The 24,716-nt window shown below is 69.6% G+C and carries 24 protein-coding genes and 4 tRNA genes; 24 read left to right on the top strand and 4 right to left on the bottom strand.

Features of this window, described 5'->3' with window-relative positions; all coding sequences use genetic code 11:
* The first annotated feature begins 2 nt into the window (after window positions 1–2).
* From ACYVJH_RS03605 to ACYVJH_RS03540, 14 genes are all read left to right on the top strand, one after another.
* Entirely contained in the window at window positions 3–656 is a 654-nt protein-coding gene (locus tag ACYVJH_RS03605) for a MotA/TolQ/ExbB proton channel family protein (RefSeq protein WP_460453280.1), read from the top strand.
* The gene (locus ACYVJH_RS03600) at window positions 653–1,075 is read left to right on the top strand and encodes an ExbD/TolR family protein (RefSeq protein WP_460453279.1); all 423 of its coding nucleotides are present in this window, start codon (window positions 653–655) and stop codon (window positions 1,073–1,075) included. The genes ACYVJH_RS03605 and ACYVJH_RS03600 overlap by 4 nt, the downstream gene beginning before the upstream one ends.
* On the top strand, window positions 1,072–2,826 hold the full coding sequence (gene msbA, locus ACYVJH_RS03595; RefSeq protein ID WP_460453278.1) for a lipid A export permease/ATP-binding protein MsbA: 1,755 nt from the start codon (window positions 1,072–1,074) through the stop codon (window positions 2,824–2,826). Before ACYVJH_RS03600 ends, msbA begins: the two co-directional genes overlap by 4 nt.
* Window positions 2,823–3,833, top strand: coding sequence for a tetraacyldisaccharide 4'-kinase (lpxK, locus tag ACYVJH_RS03590; protein WP_460453277.1), 1,011 nt, complete (start codon window positions 2,823–2,825; stop codon window positions 3,831–3,833). Before msbA ends, lpxK begins: the two co-directional genes overlap by 4 nt.
* Complete coding sequence (gene kdsB, locus ACYVJH_RS03585; RefSeq protein WP_460453276.1) at window positions 3,830–4,606, top strand: 3-deoxy-manno-octulosonate cytidylyltransferase; 777 nt, start codon at window positions 3,830–3,832, stop codon at window positions 4,604–4,606. The genes lpxK and kdsB overlap by 4 nt, the downstream gene beginning before the upstream one ends.
* A gap of 14 nt (window positions 4,607–4,620) precedes the next feature.
* Entirely contained in the window at window positions 4,621–5,082 is a 462-nt protein-coding gene (locus tag ACYVJH_RS03580; protein ID WP_460453275.1) for a low molecular weight protein-tyrosine-phosphatase, read from the top strand.
* Between the two features lie 28 nt (window positions 5,083–5,110).
* Window positions 5,111–6,529, top strand: a complete 1,419-nt coding sequence (locus ACYVJH_RS03575) for a redoxin family protein (protein WP_460453274.1) — start codon at window positions 5,111–5,113, stop codon at window positions 6,527–6,529.
* Window positions 6,526–8,358, top strand: coding sequence for an excinuclease ABC subunit UvrC (gene uvrC / locus ACYVJH_RS03570; protein WP_460453273.1), 1,833 nt, complete (start codon window positions 6,526–6,528; stop codon window positions 8,356–8,358). Before ACYVJH_RS03575 ends, uvrC begins: the two co-directional genes overlap by 4 nt.
* Window positions 8,359–8,385: 27 nt before the next feature.
* Window positions 8,386–8,946 carry a CDP-diacylglycerol--glycerol-3-phosphate 3-phosphatidyltransferase gene (pgsA, locus tag ACYVJH_RS03565; protein WP_460453272.1) on the top strand — a complete coding sequence of 187 codons (561 nt, stop codon included), beginning with the start codon at window positions 8,386–8,388 and terminating at the stop codon, window positions 8,944–8,946.
* Between the two features lie 53 nt (window positions 8,947–8,999).
* Window positions 9,000–9,075 (top strand) — tRNA-Gly (locus tag ACYVJH_RS03560).
* Between the two features lie 80 nt (window positions 9,076–9,155).
* A tRNA-Cys gene (locus tag ACYVJH_RS03555) sits at window positions 9,156–9,229 on the top strand.
* Window positions 9,230–9,326: 97 nt separating this feature from the next.
* Window positions 9,327–9,413 (top strand) — tRNA-Leu (locus ACYVJH_RS03550).
* Between the two features lie 21 nt (window positions 9,414–9,434).
* Window positions 9,435–11,063 (top strand): FMN-binding glutamate synthase family protein, encoded by a 1,629-nt coding sequence (locus ACYVJH_RS03545; protein ID WP_460453271.1) that lies wholly within the window; start codon window positions 9,435–9,437, stop codon window positions 11,061–11,063.
* Between the two features lie 55 nt (window positions 11,064–11,118).
* Window positions 11,119–11,194 (top strand) — tRNA-Val (locus ACYVJH_RS03540).
* A gap of 38 nt (window positions 11,195–11,232) precedes the next feature.
* On the opposite strand, the gene ACYVJH_RS03535 is transcribed toward ACYVJH_RS03540, so the two are convergent.
* Window positions 11,233–13,752, bottom strand: a complete 2,520-nt coding sequence (locus ACYVJH_RS03535) for a cation-translocating P-type ATPase (RefSeq protein WP_460453270.1) — start codon at window positions 13,750–13,752, stop codon at window positions 11,233–11,235.
* Complete coding sequence (locus ACYVJH_RS03530) at window positions 13,736–14,593, bottom strand: hypothetical protein (RefSeq protein ID WP_460453269.1); 858 nt, start codon at window positions 14,591–14,593, stop codon at window positions 13,736–13,738. Before ACYVJH_RS03530 ends, ACYVJH_RS03535 begins: the two co-directional genes overlap by 17 nt.
* A gap of 145 nt (window positions 14,594–14,738) precedes the next feature.
* On the opposite strand from ACYVJH_RS03530, the gene ACYVJH_RS03525 reads away from it, so the two are divergent.
* Window positions 14,739–15,071: a hypothetical protein gene (locus ACYVJH_RS03525; RefSeq protein ID WP_460453268.1), complete on the top strand. Its 333-nt coding sequence runs from the start codon at window positions 14,739–14,741 to the stop codon at window positions 15,069–15,071.
* A 62-nt stretch (window positions 15,072–15,133) separates the two neighbouring features.
* Here the strand turns inward: ACYVJH_RS03525 and ACYVJH_RS03520 are convergent, their stop codons facing one another.
* Window positions 15,134–15,427 (bottom strand): DUF1244 domain-containing protein, encoded by a 294-nt coding sequence (locus ACYVJH_RS03520; RefSeq protein WP_460453267.1) that lies wholly within the window; start codon window positions 15,425–15,427, stop codon window positions 15,134–15,136.
* 37 nt (window positions 15,428–15,464) lie between these two features.
* Between ACYVJH_RS03520 and folD the strand changes: the two genes are divergently transcribed.
* From folD to tadA, 8 genes are all read left to right on the top strand, one after another.
* Complete coding sequence (gene folD, locus ACYVJH_RS03515; protein WP_460453266.1) at window positions 15,465–16,340, top strand: bifunctional methylenetetrahydrofolate dehydrogenase/methenyltetrahydrofolate cyclohydrolase FolD; 876 nt, start codon at window positions 15,465–15,467, stop codon at window positions 16,338–16,340.
* A gap of 23 nt (window positions 16,341–16,363) precedes the next feature.
* Window positions 16,364–17,248 (top strand): TRAP transporter TatT component family protein, encoded by an 885-nt coding sequence (locus ACYVJH_RS03510; RefSeq protein WP_460453265.1) that lies wholly within the window; start codon window positions 16,364–16,366, stop codon window positions 17,246–17,248.
* 13 nt (window positions 17,249–17,261) lie between these two features.
* Window positions 17,262–18,248: a TRAP transporter substrate-binding protein DctP gene (gene dctP, locus ACYVJH_RS03505; protein WP_460453264.1), complete on the top strand. Its 987-nt coding sequence runs from the start codon at window positions 17,262–17,264 to the stop codon at window positions 18,246–18,248.
* Between the two features lie 3 nt (window positions 18,249–18,251).
* Window positions 18,252–18,737 carry a TRAP transporter small permease gene (locus ACYVJH_RS03500; protein ID WP_460453263.1) on the top strand — a complete coding sequence of 162 codons (486 nt, stop codon included), beginning with the start codon at window positions 18,252–18,254 and terminating at the stop codon, window positions 18,735–18,737.
* On the top strand, window positions 18,734–20,014 hold the full coding sequence (locus ACYVJH_RS03495) for a TRAP transporter large permease (protein ID WP_460453262.1): 1,281 nt from the start codon (window positions 18,734–18,736) through the stop codon (window positions 20,012–20,014). Before ACYVJH_RS03500 ends, ACYVJH_RS03495 begins: the two co-directional genes overlap by 4 nt.
* A 73-nt stretch (window positions 20,015–20,087) precedes the next feature.
* The gene (gene guaB / locus ACYVJH_RS03490) at window positions 20,088–21,545 is read left to right on the top strand and encodes an IMP dehydrogenase (protein WP_460453261.1); all 1,458 of its coding nucleotides are present in this window, start codon (window positions 20,088–20,090) and stop codon (window positions 21,543–21,545) included.
* A gap of 8 nt (window positions 21,546–21,553) precedes the next feature.
* Window positions 21,554–23,122: a glutamine-hydrolyzing GMP synthase gene (gene guaA / locus ACYVJH_RS03485; RefSeq protein ID WP_460453260.1), complete on the top strand. Its 1,569-nt coding sequence runs from the start codon at window positions 21,554–21,556 to the stop codon at window positions 23,120–23,122.
* A complete protein-coding gene (gene tadA, locus ACYVJH_RS03480) occupies window positions 23,119–23,601 on the top strand; it encodes a tRNA adenosine(34) deaminase TadA (RefSeq protein WP_460453259.1) in 483 nt (160 codons plus the stop codon). Before guaA ends, tadA begins: the two co-directional genes overlap by 4 nt.
* Here the strand turns inward: tadA and ACYVJH_RS03475 are convergent, their stop codons facing one another.
* The gene (locus ACYVJH_RS03475) at window positions 23,602–24,066 is read right to left on the bottom strand and encodes a DUF2721 domain-containing protein (RefSeq protein ID WP_460453258.1); all 465 of its coding nucleotides are present in this window, start codon (window positions 24,064–24,066) and stop codon (window positions 23,602–23,604) included.
* Between the two features lie 65 nt (window positions 24,067–24,131).
* Here ACYVJH_RS03475 and orn point away from each other — a divergent pair, with 65 nt between their 5' ends.
* A complete protein-coding gene (orn, locus tag ACYVJH_RS03470; RefSeq protein ID WP_460453257.1) occupies window positions 24,132–24,713 on the top strand; it encodes an oligoribonuclease in 582 nt (193 codons plus the stop codon).
* The last annotated feature ends 3 nt before the right edge of the window (window positions 24,714–24,716 follow it).

Raw genomic sequence — 24,716 nt, 5'->3', positions numbered from 1 at the left:
GCGTGCTGGAACTGATCAAGGCAGGCGGCTGGGTGATGGCGCCGATCATCGCGCTGGCGGTGCTGGCGCTGGCCATCATCCTGGAGCGTTTCTGGAGCCTGCGGCGCAGGGAAGTGCTGCCCGACGGCCTGGGCGAAGAAGTCCGTGACTGGGCCCGCGGCCGCCAGCTCGACCCCAAGCACATCGACATCCTGCGCCGGAACTCGCCGCTGGGCGAACTGCTGGCCGCGGGGCTGGACGTGCGTCATCGCCCCCGCGAGATCATCAAGGAACGCATCGAGGACGTGGGCCGGCATGTCGCCCACCGCATGGAACGTTTCCTCAACACCCTGGGCACGATCGCCGCGGTGGCACCGCTGCTGGGCCTGCTGGGCACCGTGTTCGGCATGATCGAGATGTTCCTGGACATCCTCACCGCCGGCGTCGGTGATGCCAACCGCCTGGCCGGCGGCATCGGCCAGGCCCTGATATCGACGGCGGCCGGCCTGTGCGTGGCGATTCCGGCGGTCATCTTCCATCGCTACCTGCGCGGCCGGATCACGGGCTACGTGGTCGATATGGAGCAGCAGGCGACGGCCCTGCTCGATGCCCTGGAGGAGGAGCCTTCGGCAAGCCCGGGCAAGCCGCCGCGCGCCACCAAGCGGAGCAAGGCGTGAAACTCAGTACCGGCCGGATACCCGATGAACCGGAGATCAGCCTCGTCTCGCTGATCGACGTGGTGTTCTGCCTGATCATCTTCCTGGTGGTCACCACCACCTTCGACCATCGCTCCGCGCTCAAGATCGTGCTGCCCAAGACCGACTCGCGCACCGAAGTCCAGGTCGAGCAGCCACTGACCGTGCTGATCGATGCCGATGGCCGCATCTTCATCGGCAACAGCGAAGTGCTCAAGACCGACCCCGCCTCGCTGCGCGCCAGCCTGGCCAGCGAAGCCGGCGCCGACCGCACCCGCCAGATCGTCGTGCGAGCCGATGCCCGGTCCCAGACCCAGCACCTCGTGACGGTGATGGACAGCCTGGGCCAGCTGGGTTTCACCCGCATCAATCTCGCCACCACGCCCGAGGCCACGCCTTGAGTTCCGAAACCCCGGCCTGGGTCGTCTACCGGCGGCTGCTCAAGCGCGCCCGGCGCTACTGGCCGCTGCTGGTGGCGGCGGGCATCGGCATGGTGTTCGAGGCCGGCGCGGCGGCGGCCTTCACCTGGATGATGAAGCCCATCGTCGACGAAACCTTCGTCGCCCAGAACGAAGGCATGCGCTGGACCATCCCGCTGGCCATCGTCAGCCTGTTCGTCGTGCGCGGGTTCGCCACCTTCGCCACCGATTACGGCATGGCCCGGACCGGTCGCAGCGTCGTGCGCGACCTGCGCGAGGACATCCTCGCCAAGTACCTGCGCCTGCCCAGCGAACGCTTCGACCGTGAGCCGGTGCCGGCCATGGTCTCGCGCCTCAACTACGACACCGAGCAGGTCACCCAGGCCAGCTCGGACGCGCTCAAGACCATCCTCACCGACACGCTGACGATCATCGCGCTGCTGGCGGTGATGTTCTGGTACAGCCCACGGGTGACCGTGGTGATGCTGGTGCTGGCGCCCCTGATCGGCGGCATCTCGGCCGTGGTGGGACGGCGCTACCGGCGCATCAACCGCGGCATCCAGGACGGCGTGGCATCCATGGCGCAGATCGCCGAACAGGCGCTTTCCGCCCAGCAGGAAGTAAAGGTCTACGGCGCCCAGGAGTCCGAACTTTCCCGTTACCGAAAGCTGATCGGCCAGAACCTGCGCCTGGGCGTGAAGGTCGAAGCCACCCGCGCAGGCGCGTCGTCGCTGGTGCAGACCCTGGCCGCGGTGGCACTGGCGGTCATCCTGCTGGTGGCCGGCCACGAGGCCAGCGAGGGCCGCATGACCGCCGGCAGTTTCGTGGCCATCCTGACCTCGATGATGGCGATGCTGCCTTCGCTCAAGCGCATCGCCAACGTGCAGAGCGTCGTGCAGCGCGGCGTCGCCGCGGCCGACCGCCTGTTCTACATCCTCGACGAGGCCGACGAGGCCGACAACGGCCGGCGCCCGTTGGCGCGGGCCCACGGCGACGTCGAATTCCGCGACGTCAGCGTCACTTATCCGGGGCAGGACACGCCGGCGCTGGCGGGTATCAGCTTCCGTGCGGCACCGGGCACGGTCACCGCCATCGTTGGCCGCTCGGGCAGCGGCAAGTCCACCCTTATCCGCCTGCTGCCGCGTTTTTACGAGGCCAGCCAGGGCGAGGTGCGCGTGGATGGACATGCGGTCGGCGACTACCGCCTGGCCGACCTGCGCCGTCAGGTCGCCATGGTCGGGCAGCGGGTGATGCTGTTCGACGACTCCATCGCCGCCAACATCGCCTACGGTGCAGACGCCGGCGCCGACGATGCACGCATCCGCGCCGCGGCCGAAGCGGCCAATGCGCTCGAGTTCATCGAGCGCCTGCCCGGTGGCATGCAGGCCAGCATCGGCGAAAACGGCGGCCTGCTTTCCGGCGGCCAGCGCCAGCGCCTGGCCATCGCCCGGGCGATCCTCAAGGACGCGCCGATCCTGATCCTGGACGAAGCCACCGCCGCGCTCGACACCGAGTCCGAACGACTCGTGCAGGACGCGCTGAACCGGCTCATCCCGGACCGGACCACCCTGGTCATCGCCCATCGCCTGTCCACGGTCGAACACGCCGACCAGGTGCTGGTGCTCGACGGCGGCCGGCTGGTGGAGCAGGGCACGCATGCCAGCCTGCTGGCGAAGGGCGGGCTCTACGCCCACCTGCACCGCATGCAGTTCCGCGAGCCGGAGGCCGGGTGAAAGCGGCGCTCGAGCGCTGGCTGCTGCGACGCTGGTACGGCGACGTGGCGCCCGGCCCGGTGCTGGACGTGCTGTCGCGGATCTATGGCGCGCTGGTGCGCCGGCGCCAGGCGGCCTACGCCCGTGGTGCGCGGCCGGTGGAACGGCTGCCGGTGCCGGTGCTCGTCATCGGCAACCTCGTCGCCGGCGGCGCCGGCAAAACCCCGCTGGCCATCGGCCTGGCCCGGGCACTGGCGCGCCGTGGCTGGAAACCAGGCATCGCCAGCCGCGGCCATGGCCGGCGCGGCACCGGCCCGACCTGGGCGCAACCCGACTCGGATCCCGCTGATTGCGGCGACGAACCCTTGCTGATCGCCCGGCAGACCGGCCTGCCGGTGGCGGTGGACCGCGACCGCGTCGCCGCCGCCCGCCGCCTGGTCGAAGAAGCCGGCTGCAACCTGGTTATTGCCGACGACGGCCTGCAGCATCTGCGACTTGGGCGCGACGTCGAGATCGAAGTGCGCGATGGCGAACGGCGACTGGGCAATGGCCGGCTCCTGCCCGCCGGCCCCCTGCGCGAACCGGCGGGCCGCGCGGTGGATTTCCGGGTAATCAATGGCGGCGAGGCGGCCGACGGGGAATGGCGCATGGACCTTCGACTCGGCGACGCCCGGCCGCTGGGTCCCGGCGAACCACGCCCATTGGGTCTGTTCGCGTCCGGACCGGTGCACGCCATCGCCGGCATCGGCAACCCGGCGCGGTTTTTCCAGGCCCTGCGCGGGGCCGGGCTCGACGTGCTTGAGCACGCCTTTCCCGACCACCACGCCTACCGGGCCGGGGACCTTGAGTTCAGCCCACCGGCGCCGCGGCTGATGACCGAGAAGGACGCGGTCAAATGTTCCGGCTTCGGCCTGCGCGACACCTGGGCGGTTCCGGCCGTCGCCGAGCTGCCCGAAGACTTCGTCGACGCCATCAACCTTCGCCTCGCCGGGGTGCGGCAAGCCCCTTGCCCGGAAGCCAGCCCGTGAGCACACCTGATTTCATCGTCGCCATCCCCGCCCGCTACGGCGCCTCGCGGCTGCCGGGCAAACCCTTGCGACTGATCGCCGGCGAACCGATGGTCGTGCATGTCGCGCGACGTGCGCTGGCGGCCGGCGCCCGAGAAGTGGTGGTCGCGACCGACGACCCGCGCATCGCCGACGCCCTGGCCGGGCAGCCCCTTCGCGTGTGCATGACCCGCGCCGACCACGCCTCGGGCACCGACCGCCTGGCCGAATGCGCCGCGCAACTGGCCTGGCCCGACGACAGCATCGTGGTGAACCTGCAGGGCGACGAGCCCTTCGCGCCGCCGGAGGGCATCCGCGCCGTGGCCGAGGTGCTGGCCGGCGGGCAGGCCGAGATGGCGACCCTGGCCGCGCCCATCCTCGATGCCGACACCTTGTTCGACCCCAATGCCGTGAAACTGGTGCGCGACCGCAACGGCCTGGCCCTGTATTTCAGCCGGGCCCCGATCCCCTGGCAGCGCGACCGTTTTGCCCGCGACCGGGTCGGACCGGTGGCGGGCAGCGCCCTGCGGCACATCGGCATCTATGCCTACCGCGCCGGCTTCCTGCGCCTGTTCACGCAACTGCCGCCAGGCCAGCTGGAACAGCTTGAAGCCCTGGAACAGCTGCGCGTGCTGGAGGCGGGCCATCGCATCGCGGTCGGGTTGACGCCGGTACCGTTCCCACCGGGCGTGGACACCGAAGCCGACCTCGCCCGCGCCGAGGCCCGGCTCATGAATGACAAACAACATGAATAATGTGTTGTAAATAATTGAATATCCTATTTATTTGCATGGGAAACATCTGTCGCTCGCCGTTACTCGAGGGCTGGGCGGCACACAGACGCCCGGACAGCCCGGTTGCCTTCTCCGTCGATTCGGCCGGCACCGGCGGCTGGCACGCCGGCCAGCCGCCCGACCCGCGGGCCATCGCCGCCGCGCAGCGACGCGGCGTCGGTATCGCGGGCCAGCGCGCGAGGCAGCTCCAAACCGACGACTTCCAGCGTTTCGACCTGCTGCTCTGCGCCGACCGGGACAACCTGGCCGCCGTCCGCGCGCTGGCACCAGCATCGGCACATTCGCGCCTCGCCCTGGTCCTGGATTGGTGCGGCGTGGCGCGCGGCGGGGAGGTACCCGACCCGTACTACGGGCACGAGCGTGATTTCGACCATGTCTGCCAACTCGCCAGCGAGGCCGCCGACGGCCTGCTGCGTCGTTTGGCTTCAGGGGCATAATGCCCAGCACTCCCCGGAACCCGCGACCATGAACGCCGTCCACGCCGCGCCCGAACTACCTGCCCAACTGCAGTGGCTCAACGCCGACCCCCAGCGCATCGAAGCCCATCGCGGCCGGGTGCTGGGCCTGGTGTTCTGGAACGCCGCGTCACCGTATTGCCATACGCTGCTGGGCGAGCTGCTGCGGCTGCAGGCGAAGTTCCCGGTGGGCCTGTCGCTCATCGGCATCCACCTGCCGCGCTTCGACTCCGAACTCGACGGCCGCCTGGTGCTCAAGGCCGCCAACCGGCTCGGCCTGCCGTTTCCGGTGGCCAACGACCGGGGCTGGAGCACCTGGCAGCACTACGGCATCCAGGCCTGGCCCTCGGTGGCGCTGGTCGACAGCCGCGGCCGCCTGCGCGAGCTGTTCACCGGCGACGACCAGGCCGGCCGGCTGGAAACGGCCATCCAGGGCCTGATGGAGGAAACCGGCGGTGCCCTGGTGCAGGCCGAGCAGACGCGCCGGCTCGGCGCCGAGGCCCGGCTGCCGCTGTCGTTCCCGTCCGGCCTGGCGGTCGGCGAGAACCACCTCTACGTGGCCGACACCGGCCATCACCGCATCCTCGAGTGCACACATTCGGGCCGGGTATTGCGCGAGTTCGGCACCGGCCACGGCGACCTGGTGGACGGCGCCCCGGAAGACGCCGCGTTCCGGCATCCGCGTGGCCTGTGCCTGGTCCGCGAATCGCTGTACGTGGCCGACACCGGCAACCACGCCCTTCGTCGCATCCGCCTGCTCGACGGCGTGGTCGAAACCCTGGCCGGAACGGGACTCCCGGGCACGCCGCGCGAAGGCAGCGGCAAGGCCTCGGAACTGCCCTTGAACCAACCCTGGGACGTGGTGGGCAACCTCGACCGCATCTACATCGCCATGGCCGGCGCCAACCAGGTCTGGGAATACGAACTCGGGCAGGGCCGGCTCAAGCTAACCGCCGGCTCCGGCGAACTGGGCATCGCCGACGGGCCCGCCCGCGGTGCGATGTTCGCCCACCCGGCGGCGCTGGCCCAGGTGCAGCAGACCCTCTATATCGCCGACGCCGCCAGCTCCGCCATCCGTTCCCTGCAGATCACCCAGGGGCAGGTGCAGACGCTGGTGGGGCAGGGACTGTACGAGTTTGGCGACCAGGACGGCCAGCGCAGGGAAGCTCGCCTGCAGTATCCGCTGGCGATCGCGCTCGACCCCGCAAGTCCGGTTCTCTGGATCGCCGATACGTACAACGGCAGCCTGCGTCGCCTGAGGCTGGGCGGTGGCGACGTCAGCACGCACGCGCTGCCGCAACAGCTCGAACAACCGGCGGCGCTGGCGGCTGCGCCGGGTTCGCTGTGGATCGCCAACTCCGGCGCGCACGAAGTGCTGCGCTACGACCTGGGCACCGGCAAGTTGGGCCGGCTGCCGATCGGCGAATGACCGACGGGCCGGCGCAAGCCGGGGAATTCGACGGCAAGGCCTTCGTCCGGCGGCTGACCCCGGCGCCGGGTGTCTACCGCATGCTCGCCGCCGACGGCTCGGTGCTCTACGTCGGCAAGGCGGCCTCGCTGAAAAAGCGCGTCGCCAGTTATTTCCTCAAGGACCAGCCGTCGCGGCGCATTGCCCTGATGGTGGCGCAGATCGCCGGCATCGACGTCACGATCACCCGCACCGAAAGCGAGGCGCTGATCCTCGAGAACCAGCTGATCAAGTCGCTGAGGCCGCGCTACAACGTGCTCCTGCGCGACGACAAGAGTTACCCGCACATCGTGCTCACCGACGAGACCTGGCCGCGGCTGGCCTACCAGCGTGGGCCGCGGTCGGTGCCGGGACGTTATTTCGGACCTTTCACCAGCTCGGGCGCGGTGCGCGAGACCCTGGACCTCATGTTCAAGCTGTTCAAGCTGCGCAGCTGCGAGGACAGCGTCTTCCGCAACCGCAGCCGGCCCTGCCTGCAGCACCAGATAGGACGCTGCAGCGCGCCTTGCGTGGGCCTGGTGCCAACCCGCGAATACGACGCCACGGTGCGGCGCGCGGCCCTGTTCCTGGAAGGCCGGAGCACCGAGCTGGTGGACGAATTGGGGCAGGCCATGGAGGCGGCCAGCGCGCGCCTGGAATTTGAGCAGGCGGCCCAGCTGCGCGACCAGATCGCCGCGATCCGGCGCATACAGGCGCGCCAGTACGTCGAGGGTGAACAGGTCGAGATGGACGTGCTGGCTTGTGTGCTCGAGCGCGGCCAGGCCTGCGTGCTGCTCATGGCCTTTCGAAACGGCTTCAACCAGGGCACGCGGAGTTTTTTCCCCAAGGCCAACGGCGCCGAGGCCTGCGAAGAGGTCCTGGGCGCATTCGTCGCCCAGCACTACCTCGAACACCGGCCGCCGCGCGAGATCGTGCTCAGCCACGCCATCGCCGACCAGGCCCTGCTTCAGGACGTGCTGGCCAGCCAGGCCGGACGCAAGGTCGAGATCAAGTCCTCGGTGCGCGGCGAACGCGCCCGCTACCTCGACATCGCCCGCCAGAACGCCGCCCTGGCGCTGGGCACCGAAATGGCAAGCAGCGCCAGCCAGCGGGCCCGGCTGCAGTCGCTGCAGGAACTGCTGGGCCTGGAGCAGGCACCCGCGCGCATCGAGTGTTTCGACATCAGCCACACCATGGGCGAGGCCACCGTTGCTTCGTGCGTCGTCTTCGATGCCGAAGGCCCGGTGCGCGGGCAGTACCGCCGCTACAACATCAGTGGCATCGAACCCGGCGACGACTACGCCGCGATGCACCAGGCGCTGGAGCGCCGGTTCCGGCGGGGCATGGAAGATGGCGTGCTGCCCGACCTGCTGCTGATCGACGGCGGTGCCGGTCAGCTGTCGCAGGCGCGTTCGGTGCTCGAGGCCCTGGGCGTCACCGGCGTGGCCATGGTTGGTGTCGCCAAGGGCGAGGCAAGGCGGGCAGGGCATGAAGCGCTGGTCTTCCCCGACGGTCGCGAAATCCGCCCTGGCGCCGCGTCGCCCGGCCTGCAGCTGGTGCAGCAGGTGCGTGACGAAGCGCATCGTTTCGCCATCACCGGCCATCGCGGCAAACGCCAGAAGACGCGTGAGACCAGCCGGCTCGAGGACATCCCGGGCATCGGCCCGCGCCGTCGCGCCGCGCTGCTCAAACACTTCGGCGGCCTCGCCGGCCTGCGCGAGGCGGGCGTCGAGGAAATCGCGCGCGCCGAGGGCGTCAGCGCCGCACTGGCGCAGCGCATCTACGATGCCCTGCATGGACTTGAGCCATAATCGCGCCATTCCGACGCCGGCGAACCGATGACCCTGACCATCCCGACCATGCTCACCATCTTCCGGATCCTCCTGATCCCGGTGCTGGTGGTCGTGTTCTACCTGCCGTATGGCTGGACCAACATCGCCGCCGCGGCGGTGTTCGTGCTCGGGGCGGCCACGGACTGGGCCGATGGCTGGATAGCGCGCCGCTATGGCATGTATTCGGCCTTCGGCGCCTTCCTGGACCCGGTCGCCGACAAGCTGACGGTGGCCTTCGCGCTGCTGCTGGTGGTCGAGCGTTACCCGACCCCGGTGATGGCCATGCTGGCGGCGATCATCATCGGCCGCGAGATCACCATCTCGGCCCTGCGTGAATGGATGGCGCAGATGGGGGCGCACGGCCTGGTCAAGGTGGCGGCGCTGGGCAAGCTCAAAACGATCGTGCAGATGACCGCGATCAGCTGCCTGCTGTTCCAGGAAGACCTGTTGGGCCTTCCGGTGTTCCGCATCGGCGAATGGCTGCTGGCGGTGGCCGCGGCCCTGACCTTGTGGTCGGGCTGGGACTACCTGCGGGCGGCGTGGCCGACCATGCGCAAGAAGGGCTGAAGCGAAAAAAGTATTGACAGGGGCCGGCCCGATCCCCAAAATACGCGTCTCTTGCGGGAATAGCTCAGTTGGTAGAGCACGACCTTGCCAAGGTCGGGGTCGCGAGTTCGAGTCTCGTTTCCCGCTCCAGTTTCAGACAAAGCCCCGTTCGCCGGGGTTTTGTTTTTTCCGGGTCCGCCGCGCTAAGCTTGGCCCCGGATTCGCTTCCCGGCCGGGTGGCAGAGTGGTTATGCAGCGGACTGCAAATCCGCGTACGCCGGTTCAATTCCGACCTCGGCCTCCAAGCTTTCAAGCCCCGCTCCGGCGGGGCTTTTTTATTGCGCCAGGCGGCGGATCGGGCGGCTGGCCGGGTCGCGGCGATTCCGGCACCATGCCCCGATGCCCGGGTGGCGAAACTGGTAGACGCATGGGACTTAAAATCCCCCGGCCGCAAGGCCATGTGGGTTCGACCCCCACCCCGGGCACCACCTGACGCCGCGGAGATCCCGATGCTGCCCAAACGCTACTGGCCCTTCGCGAGCTGCCTGGTGCTCACCGTGCTCTTCAGCGTCGCCGCCCTTCCTTTCACCGGCGCGGCCTGGGGCGTGCTGGCCTTCGGCACCCTGTCGTTGGTGGGCCTGTGGGACCTGCTGCAGCGCAAGCACACGCTGCGCCGCAATTACCCACTGACCGCGCACTTCCGCTATGGCCTGGAGTCGATCGGCCCGGAGATCCGCCAGTACTTCATCGAATCGGATACGCACGAAGCGCCGTTCTCGCGGCTGCAGCGTGCCATCGTCTACCAGCGCGCCAAGGCGGTCACCGATACGCGGCCCTTTGGCACGATGCGCGACGTCTACGGCGATGACTACGAATGGATCAACCATTCGATGCAGCCGGCCCGCATCGACTCGCACGACTTCCGCATCCCGGTCGGCGAGGACCGCGCCCAGCCCTACCAGGCGAGCGTGTTCAACATCTCCGCGATGAGTTTCGGCTCGCTTTCAGCAAACGCCATCCTGGCGCTCAACGCGGGTGCCAAGCGCGGCGGCTTCTACCACGACACTGGCGAAGGCTCGATCTCGCGCTACCACCGCGAACACGGCGGCGACCTGGCCTGGGAAATCGGCTCGGGTTATTTCGGCTGCCGCGACGAGGCCGGTGGCTTCGACCGCGAACGCTTCCGGCGCAATGCCACCGATCCGCAGGTGCGCATGATCGAACTCAAGCTCAGCCAGGGCGCCAAGCCGGGGCAGGGCGGCATCCTGCCTGCGGCCAAGGTCAGCCCCGAGATCGCCGAGGCCCGTGGCATCCCGGTGGGCGTCGAGTGCCACTCACCGCCGGCGCACAGCGCGTTTTCGACGCCGATCGGCCTGCTCGAGTTCATCCAGGAGCTGCGCGACCTGTCGGGCGGCAAGCCCACCGGTTTCAAGCTCGCGGTCGGGCACCCCTGGGAATGGTTCGCCATCGCCAAGGCGATGCGCGAAACCGGCATCACCCCGGACTTCGTCGTCGTTGATGGCGGCGAGGGTGGCACCGGCGCGGCGCCGATGGAGTTCATCGACCACGTCGGCGCGCCGATGCGTGAGGCCCTCATGCTGGTGCACAACACCCTGGTCGGCCTGGACCTGCGCTCGCGGGTGCGGGTCGCCGCGGCCGGGAAGATCGTCACGGCCTTCGATATCGCCCGCACCCTGGCCCTGGGCGCCGACTGGTGCAACGCGGCGCGCGGTTTCATGTTCTCGCTGGGCTGCATCCAGTCGCAGAGCTGCCACACCGACCGCTGCCCCACCGGCATCGCCACCCAGGACCCGAGCCGGCAGGCGGCCCTGGACCCGGTGGACAAGGCGACCCGCGTCTACAACTTCCACCGCAACACCGTCATCGCGCTCAAGGAACTTCTGGCGGCCGCCGGCTTGACCCATCCGTCCCAGCTGGGGCCGGAACACATCGTGCGCCGGGTGTCTTCGACCGAAGTGCGATCGCTGGCGACCCTGCACCGGTTCGTACCCCAGGGCCGGCTGCTCGAGGGCATTCCGGACCACGCGGTGTTCGAAGTGTTCTGGGACCGCGCCCGTCCCGACAGCTTCGAAGCCCCGCCGGAAGCGGCCCGGATGATGGCCAGCAAGCTGCGCTGAGCCCGGTCGCCGCCTTGACCGGTTTGGCGCCCTTGGGTAAGATTCGCGGCTATTCGGGCGGTTAGCTCAGTTGGTAGAGCATTGCTTTCACACGGCAAGGGTCACAGGTTCAAGTCCTGTACCGCCCACCAGGTTCCGAAACAAAGGCCCGGCACTGCCGGGCCTTTTTTCATGCCCGCGCTGCGGGCGCGGCGTGGCCGTGGCCATGCCGGCCGAGGATGCGCTGCACCGCCGGCAGCGGCTTGATCACTTCCAGTGCCAGGCCACCGACCAGGCCCAGGGTCAGGGCCCGCGCCGCCTGGCCCGGGCTGGGCAGGCCGAAGTCGAACAACTCGCGCAGGGCCGGCACGCCGATGCAGGCACCCAGGATGGCCGCCGCGCCGAGGGTGATGACCAGGTAGGCACGCCCGTTGCCGCGCACCCAGGCCCGGCCGCGGCGCGCCAGGCTGGCCACCAGGGCCAGGTTGCCGGCTGTCAGGGTCAGGATGGCCAGGGTGCGCGCCACGTCGTCAGCCACGCCATCGGTCCTTGCCAGCAGGTAGGACGCCATGCACAGCGCCAGCAGCACGCCGCCCAGGCCCGTGGCCAGCACCAGCTGGGCGCCACCAACCAGGGATTCCGCCAGCGGCCGCGGCGGCTGCTTCATCAGGTCGGGCTCGCCGGGCTGGCCTTCGAAAGCCACCGAGCACATCGGGTCGATCACCATCTCCACCAGCACCACGTGCGCGGGCAGCAGCAGCGGGGGGAAACCCATCAGCAGCGGCAGCACGGCCAGGCCGGCGATCGGCACGTGCACGGCGACGATGTAGAGCATCACCTTGCGCAGGTTGTCGAAGATGCGCCGGCCCTGGCGCACGGCGTCGACGATCAGGCCGAAGTCTTCCTGCACCAGCACCATCGGCGCCGCCTCGCGGGCGACGTCGGTGCCGCGCTGGCCCATGGCGATGCCAATGTGCGCGGCCTTCAGGGCCGGGGCGTCATTGACGCCGTCGCCGGTCATCGCGACCACGTCGCCGCGGGCCTTGAGCGCCTGCACCAGGCGCAGCTTCTGCTCCGGCCGCACGCGGGCAAACACGCCCTCGCTCGCGGCCACCTCGGCGAAAGCAGCGTCGTCCATGACGTCGAGCTCCGGGCCCAGGTGCACATGGTCGGGCGCCAGCAAGCCGGCCTGGCGGGCGATGGCACGCGCGGTCGGCGCGAAGTCACCGGTCAGCATCACCACCCGGATCCCGGCCGCGCGGGCTTCGGCCACGGCCTCGGGCACGGTTGGTCGCAGCGGATCCTCGAATCCGATCAGGCCCCGCCAATGGGGCGTCAGGTCGGCGTGGCGGGCGGGCAGGGTACCGCCGCCGTCGAGCCGCGACTCCGCGACGCCGAGCACGCGCAGTCCACGCGCCGCAGCGTCGGCCGCTGCCTCCAGCACCGCCGCCCGTTCCGCAGGGCCCAGCCGGCACAGTCGCGCCACGGCTTCCGGCGCCCCCTTGGTGGCGACGCGCAGGCCATCGCTGGCCAGGTCATGCGCCACGCTCATCGCCGGCAACTCCGGCGCCACCGGGAAGTGGCCCACTTCCGCCTGCGCCAGGCGATCTCCCGCCAGCGCCTGCAGGGCCCGGTCCATCGGATCCATCGAATGCGCCCGGCTGGCCAGCGTGGCCACGTCGAGCAAGGGCGCCAACGCGTCCGGCGCGGGGTCGCCGGCCTCCAGGCGGGCCTCGTGCCTGCCGTCGGAAAGCCAGGCGACACGCATGCGGTTCTCGGTCAGCGTGCCGGTCTTGTCCACGCACAGCACGGTCGCCGCACCCAGGGTTTCCACCACCGCGGCACGCCGGACCAGTACGCCGACGCGGGCCATGCGCCAGGCGCCGAGTGCGAAGAACACCGCCAGCGCCAGGGGGAACTCCTCGGGCAACATCGCCATCGCCAGTGCGATCGACGACAGCAGGCCCTGCACCCATTCACCGCGGGCCAGTCCATGGAACAGCAGCAGCGACAGGCTTACCGCCAGCGCCAACAGCCCGAACAGCCGCACCAGGTGCGCGGTATTGCGCTGCAGGCGGGTGGACTCCACCTGGATGTCGCCCAGGGCTTGCCCGATCTGACCGCTGCGGGTGGCGACGCCGGTACGCGTGACCAGGGCAAGCCCGTTGCCGCCGACCACGAGGGTGCCGGCGAAAACTTCGCCGGCGTCGCCCGGTGCGTCGGCCTGTTTTTCGACGGCCAGGCTTTCACCGGTAAGCAACGACTCGTCAACGGCCAGCGAGCGCGCCGACTGGAGCCGGGCATCGGCCGGAACGCGGGAACCCTCTTCGACCACCAGCAGGTCGCCGGGAACCACCTCGCCGGCCGGCAGCCGCCGGGCGCTGCCGGCGCGGATGACCACCGCCACCGGCGCGCCAAGCGCACGCAGGGCTTCGAGTGCCCGCTCGCTGCGCCGCTCCTGGACCACCACCAGGCCGATGGTGACCATGGCGAACCCGGCCAGCAGGGCGCCTTCGGCGGGCTCGCCCAACACCAGGTAGGCCGCGGCGGCCAGGGCCAGCAGCAGGAACATCGGTTCGGTCATCACCTGGGCGGCGATGCGGCCCAGGCCACGCCGCGGCGGCGGCGGAAGCTCATTGCGGCCATGGGTGGCCAGTCGCCGCGCCGCTTCTTCAGGATCGAGTCCGCGCGGGTTATTCGAGCTGGTCACGGGCGAAGCGCGCGTCCAGGGCTTCCATGGCATCGCGGGGTTTGAGCTTGCCGGCTTTTTCAAACGCGGCGGCGGCCTGGTCTTCCTTCTTGTCGCCGTGCAGCAGCAACAGCAGGTGCGCCTGTTCGACGTGGGCGATGGGCGAGGACGGGGTCAGCTTGAGCGCGGTGGCCATGTGTTTCTCGGCGACCGCGGCCTTGGCGCCGTAGGTCAGGCCGCCAACCAGGGCGCCGACCTTGTCGATGATCTCACCGTGGTAGAGCGCCATCGCGGTGTGCGCTTCGGCGTGTTTCGGGGCCAGCTCCAGCGCCTGGTCCAGCGCCTTGCGCACCTTGCCGGCCAGGCCCATCTTCAGCGCCTTGACGATGGAGATGCCCTGGCTGTAACGGCCCATGGCATGCGCGAAGCGGTAGTGGCTGTTGGCTTCGCCGGGCAAGGCGGCGATGGCGGCTTCGGCCAGCGCGCCGGCCTGCTCGTAGCGTTTGAGCTGCTCGCCCTCGTCGCCCACCAGGTAGGAAGCGTGTATCGCCAGTGCCTTGCAGGCGACCGAGGCGCCGACCGGGCCCAGGGCGGTGCCGGCTTCGAAAGCCTGCTGGAAATCGCCGCGGTGGAAATCGCGCCAGGCGTCCTGCAGGGCCTCGGCGAGGGCAGCAGCGTCCAGGCCCTTGGGCGCGGCCTTGCCGGCGGCCTTGGCCAGGGCCGCGGCGCGCTTGTCGTCCGGGAAGGGTTCGGCATCGCCGGCGTGCAGGGCCGGCCAGGCCTTCTTGAGCTTGTCGCCCGCGTAGTCAAAGGCCTTGTCGGGATGGGGAAACCGGGTCCAGGCGGACTTCTTGGCGGCCATGCAGATGCTCCGAAGGGGATGCGGCCAGCATCACCCGAGCCACGGCCGTCCGCAAGCCGGTGCCGACTAGTGTGAAAGCTCTTGGCGCCGCGCACAGACTCGCCGCCGATACGGGGCCTTCCGCCCCCTGACAGCGAGGTTTGCCATGAGCCGTCCAACCACCCGTCGCCGCAAGACCCCCGTTGAAATCAGCCCGCGCACCCTGCTGCTGGCCGGCCTGGGCGCCGCCGTGCTGGCGCGCAAGCAGGCCCGCCGCTCTTTCGATGCCGCGGCCGCCAACGCCGACCAGCTCCGCGAGCGTGCCGAAGCCGCCGCCAACGAAGCCGGCCGCCAGGTCGCCCGCCTGCGTGGCCAGGCCGAAGCCTTCGCCGAACGTGCCCAGGCCGAATTCGAATCGCGCTTCATCACCGGCAAGCCGGTCCGCGCCCGCCGCGCCCCGCGTGCCGCGACGCCGCGCAGCCGCCGCAAGCGCGCCTGATACCTCTCTCTCTATCCCGTCAGTGGGACTTCAACGCCCCGGCCTCGCGTCGGGGCGTTTTTTTATTCGTGCCGGGCGCGGCTGGCCTCGAAGGCAGCCAGCTGTTCGGGCGTGGCGTCGCGCTGGTGCCTGGCCTTCCATTCCTGGAACGGCATGCCGTAGACCTGTTCGCGGGCCTGGTCCCGATCCATCGGCACGCCGGCGGCGTCCGCAGCCTCGCGCAGCCAGTCGGCCAGGCAGTTGCGGCAGAAGCCGGCCAGGATCATCAGGTCGATGTTCTGCACGTCGGAGCGCTCGCGCAGGTGGGACAACAGGCGGCGGAACGCTGCGGCTTCGAGGGCGGTATTGTCATTCATGTGGCGGTGCCGGGTGGGGTTCGGGGATAATCCTGCCATGAGCGCCCGCATCCTCGACGGCAAGGGCATTGCCGACACCCTCCTGGACGACCTCGCGCGGCGCGTGCAAGCCCGCCTGGCCGCGGGCAAGGCCGCGCCCGGCCTGGCCGTCGTACTGGTCGGGGCGGATCCGGCCTCGGCGGTTTACGTGCGCAACAAGCGCCGGGCCGCCAAGAAGGTGGGCATCCGCGCCGTCGACTACGACCTGCCGGCCGACACCTCCGACGCCGAACTGGCGACGCTGATCGACCGCCTCAACGCCGACCCGGCCATCCACGGCATCCTGGTCCAGCTGCCGCTGCCGGGGAACCGCGACGCCAATTGGCTCATCCACCGCATCGACCCGCGCAAGGACGTGGACGGCTTCCATCCGGAAAACGTCGGCCACTTGGCCCTGCGCCAGTTTGGCCTGCGCCCGTGCACGCCACGCGGCATCACCACGCTGCTGGCCTATACCGACCAGCCCGTGCGTGGACGCAGCGCCACCATCGTCGGCGTCAGCAACCACGTCGGCCGGCCGATGGCACTGGAACTGCTGATCGCGGGCTGCACCACCACCAGCTGCCACAAGTTCACGCCCAAGGACGTGCTGCGTCGCCACGTCGGCGAGGCCGACATCCTGGTGGTGGCGGTGGGCCGGCCGGACATCGTGCCGGGCGAGTGGGTCAAACCCGGCGCCGTGGTCATCGACGTCGGCATCAACCGGCTCGACGACGGCCGCCTGGTCGGCGACGTCGGCTTCGCGGCCGCGGCCGAGCGGGCCTCCTGGATCACGCCGGTGCCCGGCGGCGTCGGGCCGATGACCGTGGCAACGCTGATGCAGAACACGCTCGAGGCGGCCGACGCCCTCGACGCCGCGCAATCGTCACGCTGAGCCGGCACACTGGGCCCATGCCGATGATCACGCGCCTGAAACCCTGGAGCCGCCGCCTGGCCACCTGCCTGCTGGTGCTGCTGCTGGCCGGGTGCACGGCGATCGCCGGGCGGGCCGGTGACCGTCTCGCCGGACAGCTTGGCGATGCGGTCTACAACAGCAACGACCCCGCCACCGTGCGCGACGGCCTGCCGGCCTATCTGCTGCTGCTCGATGCCCTGGTGCAGGGCCAGACCCCGGGCAAGGCCGGCAACGCACCGCTGCTGTTCGCGGCCGCCGGCCTCAACGGCGCCTATGCGGGCAGCTTCACCGGCGACGACACCGTGCGTGCCCAGCGCCTGTCGACCAAGGCCCTCGATTACGCCCGGCGTGGTACCTGCCTGCGTAATGCCCGACTGTGCGAAGCCATGCCGGGACCGGTGGATGCGTTCGAGGCCCGGGTCGCCGCGACCCCGGCCGATGACATCGAAACCCTCTATGCGCTGGGCGCCGCCTGGGCGGCTTACCTGCAGGCCCACCGCGACGACTGGGCCGCCATCGCCGACCTGCCCAAGGTGCAGGCACTGCTCGAACGCGTGGCGCAGATCGAGCCCGGCCACGACCGCGGCATGGCCCGGGTGTACCTGGGCGTGCTGCACTCGCTGCGCCCCGAAGCCGTCGGCGGCCGCCCGGAACTGGGCCGCGAACACTTCGAGGCCGCCATCGAACAATCCGGCGGCCGCAATCTTTACGCCAAGGTCCTGATGGCGGAAACCTATGCCCGGCTCGTGTACGACCAGCCGCTGCACGACCGCCTGCTGGCCGACGTGCTGGCCGCCGAACCCGCCGAGCCGGGGTTTACGCTCATGAACGTGCTGGCCCAGGAGCGCGCCCGCGCGCTGGTGGTCAGCGGCCGCGAATTTTTCTGACCGGGGAAACGCCATGTTCCGCCCGCTGTTGATCTGCCTGTTGTTGGTCCTGTCGCTGCCCGCCGGCGCCCAGGCGATCAAGATCGCCACCCTGGCACCTGAGGGCTCGGCCTGGATGCGGGAACTGCGCACCGCCGCCGAGGAGGTCGGGCAGGGCACCAACGGCCGCGTGCAGGTGAAGTTCTATCCGGGCGGAGTGATGGGCAACGACGCCGTGGTGCTGCGCAAGATGCGCCTGGGCCAACTGCAGGGTGGCGTGCTGACCGCCAGCGAACTGTCCCTGGTCTATCCCGACGCCCCGGCCTACAGCCTGCCGTTCCTGTTCGACGACTGGGGCGACGTGCAGCGCGTGCGCAGCGCGGTCGATCCCCTGCTGGCCAAGGGCTTCGAAAAACGCGGCCTGCGCATGCTCGGTGTCTCGGGCGTGGGTTTTGCCTACCTGATGGGCGACCGGCCCCTGCGCAGCCGCGCCGACGTTGCCGGCATCAAGCTGTGGGTGCCGCAGAACGATGTCATCGCCATCCGCACCTTCGAGGCCGCCGGCGTCAGCCCGATCCCGCTGCCCATCGGCGACGTGTTCACCAGCCTGCAGACCGGCCTGGTCGATACCGTCGCCAATACGCCCAGCGGCGCCATCGCCCTGCAGTGGCACGGCAAGCTCAAGCACATGGTGGACCTGCCACTGAGCTTCGTGGTCGGTTACCTGGTGCTCGACGAAAAGGCCTGGAAGCGGCTCTCCCCGGCCGACCAGCAGGTGTTGGCGAAATCCTTCGGCGACGCCGCGGCACGCATGGATGCCACCGTCCAGCGCGACAACCTGGCGGCGCTCGAAGCACTCAAGAACCAGGGCCTGTCGGTGAATGCCCTGGCGCCGGAAGAGGCCGCGCGCTGGCGCGCCGCCGGCGACCGGGTCATCGCCGACATGGAGGCCAGGGGCGACCTCTCGGCCGACGTGATGTCGGCAGTCCGCAAGGCGCTGGCCGCGGACGGGGCGCCCTGAGTCATGCCCGGCCGCTGGGTCCGGCGACTGCACCAGGCCGAGGACGTGCTTCTGGCGTCGCTGCTGGCGGCGCTCTTGCTGCTGTCGCTGGCGCAGATCGGACTGCGCCTGTTCCTGGACACCGGCCTGGCCTGGGCGGAACCGGCCGGACGGGCCGGCGTGCTCTGGCTGGCCCTGCTGGGTGCCCTGGGGGCAACTCGCGGCCATCGCCACATCGCCATTGATGCGCTGCCCCGGGTCCTTCCGCCCCGGGCCCGGCGTGCGGCCTGGGCCCTGGCGCAGGCGGCCGCGGCGGTGCTGTGCGCCGGCATGGCCTGGCTGGGCTGGGGCCTGGTGCAGCTTGAGCAGGAAGCGCCGATGCCCTTCATCGCCGGCGTGCCCAGCTGGGTGCCGATGCTGGCGCTGCCGGTCGGCTTCGGGCTGATGGCGCTGCGTTTCGTCCTGGCCGCCACCGCGCTGCCGCCCGAACCCCAGGACATGGACGCGTGAGCCTGGGCCTGGGTTTGTTGGTGGTGGCGCTGCTGGCGGCGCTGGGCATGCCTTTGTTCGCGGTGATCCTGGCCGTGGCCCTGCTTGGCTTCCACCTGGCCGGCTACGACCTGATCATCGTGGCCGTCGAGGTTTACCGCCTGGGCGACCTGCCCGGGCTGGTGGCGATACCGCTGTTCACGCTGGCCGGCTACCTGCTGGGCGAAAGCGGCGCGCCGCGGCGGCTGGTGCGGCTGTCCAATGCGCTGCTGGGCTGGCTGCCGGGCGGCCTGGCGATCGTCGCCATCGTCGCCTGCGCCCTGTTCACCGCCTTCACCGGCGCCTCCGGCGTCACCATCGTCGCCCTGGGCGCGCTGCTGTACCCGGCCCTGCGCGAGGCCGGCTACTCCGAACGCTACAGCCTGGGCCTGGTGACGTCGGCCGGCAGCCTGGGCCTGCTGTTCGCCCCCTCGTTGCCGCTGATCGTCTACGGCTTCGTGGCCGGGCAGGTGGGCGGGCCGACGCCGGTGACCATCCCGGACCTGTTCCTGGCCGGCCTGCTGCCGGGCCTGCTGATGATCGCGATGCTGTCGGTGCACGCCATGTGGTCCGGGCGGGGCATAGAACGCGCCCGCCACGGCTTCGATTCCCGCGAACTGCGCGCGGCCCTGAAGGACTGCGCCTGGGAGCTGCCGCTGCCGGTGATCGTGCTGGGCGCCATCTATTCCGGCGCCCTGGCGGCCAGCGAAACCGCGGCTGTGACAGCACTTTATGTATTTGTTGTAATCGTCTGTATTAAAAGGGAAATAACCTGGGCAAAACTGCCCGGCGTGATGGCCGAATCGATGCGCCTGGTCGGCGCGATCCTGATGATCCTGGCGGCGGCGCTGGCCCTGTCGAACTGGCTGGTGGACCAGCAGGTGCCCACCCGCCTGTTCGACTGGCTCAGCCGGCACGTGGACAGCCCCTGGGTCTTCCTGGGCCTGCTCAACCTGTTCCTGCTGGCCGTGGGCATGCTGCTGGACATCTTTTCGGCCATCGTCATCCTGACGCCGCTGCTTATCCCGGTGGCGGCGGCCTTCGGCATCCACCCCGTGCACCTTGGCATCGTCATGCTGGCCAACCTTCAGCTGGGCTACTTCACGCCGCCGGTGGGCATGAATCTGTTCATCGCCGCCTACCGCTTCGGCAAGCCCATCGGCACCCTCGTGCGCGCCTGCCTGCCGTTTTTCCTGGTGCTGGGGCTGGCCGTGGCGCTGGTGACCTGGTGGCCAGCGCTGAGCCTGGCGCTGCTGTAGGACACAGCAACCCAGCCGCCCGGGCCGCCGAACGGCTATAATGCCGCGCTTCACTCTCTCCCGGAGTCGCTCCATGCTGCGCATCCAGGCCGAAGCGCTGACGTTCGACGACGTCTCCCTCGTTCCCGCCCATTCCGCGGTCCTGCCCAAGGACGTCAGCCTCGCCACGCAGCTCACGCGCGGCATCCGCCTGAACCTGCCGATCGTCTCGGCCGCCATGGATACCGTCACCGAAGCCCGCCTGGCCATCGCCATGGCCCAGCTCGGCGGCATCGGCATCCTGCACAAGAACATGTCCGTGCAGCAGCAGGCCGCACACGTCCTGCAGGTCAAGAACTTCGAGGCCGGCGTCATCCGCGAACCGTTCACCGTGGGGCCGGAAACGACCATCGGCGAAGTCATCAAGCTCACCCGCGCCCGCAACATCTCCGGCGTGCCGGTGGTCGATGGCGGCCGCCTCGTTGGCCTGGTCACCAGCCGCGACATGCGCTTCGAGAAGAAGCTCGACGATCCCGTTCGCCACATCATGACCAAGAAGGAAAAGTTGGTCACGGTGCACGAAGGCGCGAGCGACGACGAAGTGCTGGAACTGATGCATCGCCACCGCATCGAGAAGGTGCTGGTGGTGGACGACCAGTTCGCGCTGCGCGGCCTGATCACCGTCAAGGACATCCAGAAGGCCCGCGACAACCCCTATGCCGCCAAGGACGCCGACGAGCAGCTGCTGGCCGGCGCCGCGGTGGGCGTGGGCGGCGACACCGAAGCCCGCATCGAGGCCCTGGCGGCCGCCGGCGTTGACGTGGTGGTGGTGGACACCGCCCACGGCCACAGCCAGGGCGTGATCGACCGCGTCGCCTGGGTCAAGAAGACCTATCCGAACCTGCAGGTCATCGGCGGCAACATCGTCACCGGCGACGCCGCGCTGGCGCTGATGGATGCCGGTGCCGACGCAGTGAAGGTGGGCGTTGGCCCCGGCTCGATCTGCACCACCCGCATCGTCGCCGGTGTCGGCGTGCCGCAGATCACTGCGGTGGGCATGGTCGCCGACGCGCTCAAGGGCCGCATCCCGCTGATCGCCGATGGCGGCATCCGTTTCTCCGGCGACATCGCCAAGGCCCTGGTGGCCGGCGCCAGCGTCATCATGATCGGCGGCCTGTTCGCGGGCACCGAAGAGGCGCCGGGCGAAGTCGAGCTGTTCCAGGGCCGCAGCTACAAGAGCTACCGCGGCATGGGTTCGCTGGGCGCGATGGAAATGGGCAGCAAGGACCGCTATTTCCAGGACGCCTCCGACGCCGACAAGCTGGTGCCCGAGGGCATCGAAGGCCGCGTGCCCTACCGCGGCCCGGTGCGCAACATCGTGCACCAGCTGGCCGGTGGCCTGCGTTCGTCGATGGGTTACGTCGGCTGCGCGACCATCGAGGAAATGCGCACCAGGCCCAAGTTCGTCCGGGTCACCAATGCCGGCACCCGCGAGGCGCATGTGCATGACGTGACGATCACCAAAGAGCCGCCCAACTACCGGATGGGCTGACGCCTGCCATGACCGACATCCATAGCGACAAAATCCTGATCCTCGATTTCGGGGCGCAGTACACCCAGCTCATCGCCCGCCGCGTCCGCGAACTGGGCGTTTACTGCGAGATCTGGGCCTGGGACCACGACCCGGCGGAGATCGCCGCGTATGGCGCCCGCGGCATCATCCTCTCGGGTGGGCCGGAATCGACCACCGAGGCCGGCTCGCCCCGCGCGCCGCAGGAGGTCTTCGACGCCGGCGTGCCGATCCTGGGCATCTGCTACGGCATGCAGACGCTTGCCGCCCAGCATGGCGGCAAGGTCGAAGCCGGCCACCACCGCGAATTCGGCTACGCCGAGGTCGAGGTCACGGCGCCCTGCGAACTCTTCGACGAACTCAAGGACCATGCCGGCAGCCCGCCGCGGCTGGACGTGTGGATGAGCCATGGCGACCGGGTCACCCAGGTACCGCCGGGCTTCGAGGTGGTGGGCCGCACGGAGTCGGTGCCGATCATTGCCATGGCCGACAACCAGCGCCGCTGGTACGGCGTGCAGTTCCACCCGGAAGTCACCCACACCAAGTCGGGCCAGCAGATGCTGCGGCGTTTCGCCGTGGACATCTGCGGCTGCCGCACGCTGTGGACCGCGGCCAACATCATCGAAGACCAGATCCAGCGCGTGCGCGACCAGGTGGGCGAGGGCACGGTGCTGCTCGGCCTGTCCGGCGGCGTCGATTCGTCGGTGGTGGCGGCGCTGCTGCACAAGGCCATCGGCGACAAGCTGACCTGCGTTTTCGTCGATACCGGCCTGCTGCGCTGGCAGGAAGGCGACCAGGTGATGGCGATGTTCGCCGAGCACATGGGCGTGAAGGTCATTCGCGTCAACGCCGCGGACCGCTATTTCGATGCGCTCGCCGGCGTCGCGGACCCGGAGGCCAAGCGCAAGATCATCGGCCGCCTGTTCATCGAGATCTTCGACGAAGAAGCCAGCAAGCTCGATGACGTGCGCTGGCTTGCCCAGGGCACCATCTATCCGGACGTGATCGAGTCCGCCGGCTCCAAGACCGGCAAGGCCCACGTCATCAAGAGCCACCACAACGTCGGCGGCCTGCCCGAGCACATGAAGCTGGGCCTGGTCGAACCGCTTCGCGAGCTGTTCAAGGACGAGGTCCGGCGCATCGGCGTCGAGCTTGGCCTGCCGCGCGAGATGGTCTACCGGCACCCGTTCCCGGGCCCCGGCCTGGGCGTGCGCATCCTGGGCGAGGTCAAGCGCGAGTACGCCGAGCTGCTGGCCCGGGCCGATGCGATCTTCATCGAAGAGCTGCGCAAGTGGGACTGGTACGACAAGACCAGCCAGGCCTTCGCGGTGTTCCTGCCGGTCAAGTCCGTTGGCGTGGTGGGCGATGCCCGGGCCTACGAGTGGGTCATCGCGCTGCGCGCCGTGGAAACCGTGGACTTCATGACGGCGCACTGGGCGCACCTTCCCTACGAATTCCTTGACACCGTTTCTCGCCGTATAATCAACGAGATACGAGATATTTCTCGCGTTGTTTATGACATCAGCGGGAAGCCGCCCGCGACCATCGAGTGGGAATGAAACCCCGCTTTTCCCCGCAGGACGAGGCCTGGATGCAGCGCGCCCTGCAGCTGGCCGAACAGGCCGAAGGCGAGGGCGAGGTGCCGGTCGGTGCCGTGCTGGTCGGCCCCGATGGCGAACTGCTGGCCGAGGGCTGGAACCGCAACATCGGCGAGCACGATCCCACCGCGCACGCCGAGATCGTGGCCATGCGCCGGGCCGGGCAGGCGCTGGGCAACCACCGGCTGGTCGGCTGCACGCTCTACGTGACGCTTGAACCCTGCGCCATGTGCGCCATGGCCATGGTCCACGCCAGGCTGGCACGGGTGGTTTATGGCGCCGACGATCCCAAGACCGGCGCCGCCGGCAGCGTTTTCGACCTGCTGACCGATCCCCGCCACAACCACCGGCTGCAGGCCGACGGCGGCCTGCTCGGCGAAGAGGCCGGGCGCCGGCTCACCGATTATTTCCGTCGCAGGCGGGCCCGGCCCGCGCTCTGATCAGCGGCCGCCGCGCCGCGACATCTCGATGTCGAGCTCGGCGTCGAAATTGCGCACCGCCATCACCACTTCCAGGCCCATGAACAGGCTGGCCACCAGCATGCTCAACACGCCGGCGATGGCCAGGACCGTGGGCGCCAGGCCGAGACGGAAGCCGCTGAAGGCATCGATCGCCAACGCCAGGCTGGTGCCGACGAAACAGCCCAGCGAGACGTAGAGCATCACGCAGGCGCGCATCACGTGGGTGGCGCGGGCACGGTGCCGGCGGATCTGGACCTCCAGCACCGTGCGGTGTTCGCCGCTCGTGGATTCCCACTGGCCCAACAGGGCCCGCAGCCGGTCCACGACCCTGGCCAGGCGGTTGTTGGCCGAGATCAGCAGCGAGCCCGTCGCCGCCATCAGCAGGGCAGGGGCCAGCATGGAGCCGAGGATGCGGTAGTGGTCGAGGCTTTCGGTGGGGAACATCGTGGGCCTGGGTTGGCGGGTCGGCGGGGTATGATGCCGCCTCGACCATCACTGCCGCCAGCCGCATGCCCGCCAACCCGAACAACCTGGTCTGGATCGACCTGGAAATGACCGGCCTGGATCCGGACACCGACTCGGTGATCGAGATCGCCACCCTGGTCACCGACAGCGAACTCAACATCCTGGCCGAAGGCCCGGAGCTTGCCATCCGGCACCCGCTGGAGCGGCTCGAGGCGATGGACGACTGGAACCGCGGTACCCATACCCGTTCCGGCCTGTGGCAGCGCGTACTCGACAGCCAGGTGACCATGGCCCAGGCCGAGGCGCTGACGGTGGCCTTCCTGGCCGACTGGGTGCCGGCGGGCAAGTCGCCGATCTGCGGCAACTCGATCTGCCAGGACCGGCGATTCCTGGTGCGGCACATGCCGCGGCTCGAGCGCTATTTCCACTACCGCAACCTCGACGTCTCCACGCTCAAGGAGCTGTCGCGGCGCTGGTCGCCGGACGTGCTTGCGGGCGTGCAGAAGGTCGGCGCGCACACGGCGCTTTCGGACATCCGCGAATCGGTGAAGGAACTGGCGCACTACCGCCGGCACATGGGCCGGCTGGGCGGCCTGGCGGAGCTGGCCGGCCCCTCGGGCGACTGAGCC

It is taken from the genome of Arenimonas aestuarii (assembly GCF_054781715.1).
Note: the sequence above shows the minus strand (reverse complement) of the source record. Positions and strands in the feature narration are given on the sequence as shown.

Bases quoted from the DNA above. Each gene is read 5' to 3' on its own strand.
- ACYVJH_RS03575 (WP_460453274.1), top strand. From the start codon at position 5,111: ATGAACGCCGTCCACGCCGCGCCCGAACTACCTGCCCAACTGCAGTGG.
- uvrC (WP_460453273.1), top strand. From the start codon at position 6,526: ATGACCGACGGGCCGGCGCAAGCCGGGGAATTCGACGGCAAGGCCTTC.
- pgsA (WP_460453272.1), top strand. From the start codon at position 8,386: ATGACCCTGACCATCCCGACCATGCTCACCATCTTCCGGATCCTCCTG.
- ACYVJH_RS03545 (WP_460453271.1), top strand. From the start codon at position 9,435: ATGCTGCCCAAACGCTACTGGCCCTTCGCGAGCTGCCTGGTGCTCACC.
- ACYVJH_RS03530 (WP_460453269.1), bottom strand. From the start codon at position 14,593: ATGGCCGCCAAGAAGTCCGCCTGGACCCGGTTTCCCCATCCCGACAAG.
- ACYVJH_RS03525 (WP_460453268.1), top strand. From the start codon at position 14,739: ATGAGCCGTCCAACCACCCGTCGCCGCAAGACCCCCGTTGAAATCAGC.
- ACYVJH_RS03520 (WP_460453267.1), bottom strand. From the start codon at position 15,427: ATGAATGACAATACCGCCCTCGAAGCCGCAGCGTTCCGCCGCCTGTTG.
- folD (WP_460453266.1), top strand. From the start codon at position 15,465: ATGAGCGCCCGCATCCTCGACGGCAAGGGCATTGCCGACACCCTCCTG.
- ACYVJH_RS03510 (WP_460453265.1), top strand. From the start codon at position 16,364: ATGATCACGCGCCTGAAACCCTGGAGCCGCCGCCTGGCCACCTGCCTG.
- dctP (WP_460453264.1), top strand. From the start codon at position 17,262: ATGTTCCGCCCGCTGTTGATCTGCCTGTTGTTGGTCCTGTCGCTGCCC.
- ACYVJH_RS03500 (WP_460453263.1), top strand. From the start codon at position 18,252: ATGCCCGGCCGCTGGGTCCGGCGACTGCACCAGGCCGAGGACGTGCTT.
- guaB (WP_460453261.1), top strand. From the start codon at position 20,088: ATGCTGCGCATCCAGGCCGAAGCGCTGACGTTCGACGACGTCTCCCTC.
- guaA (WP_460453260.1), top strand. From the start codon at position 21,554: ATGACCGACATCCATAGCGACAAAATCCTGATCCTCGATTTCGGGGCG.
- tadA (WP_460453259.1), top strand. From the start codon at position 23,119: ATGAAACCCCGCTTTTCCCCGCAGGACGAGGCCTGGATGCAGCGCGCC.
- ACYVJH_RS03475 (WP_460453258.1), bottom strand. From the start codon at position 24,066: ATGTTCCCCACCGAAAGCCTCGACCACTACCGCATCCTCGGCTCCATG.
- orn (WP_460453257.1), top strand. From the start codon at position 24,132: ATGCCCGCCAACCCGAACAACCTGGTCTGGATCGACCTGGAAATGACC.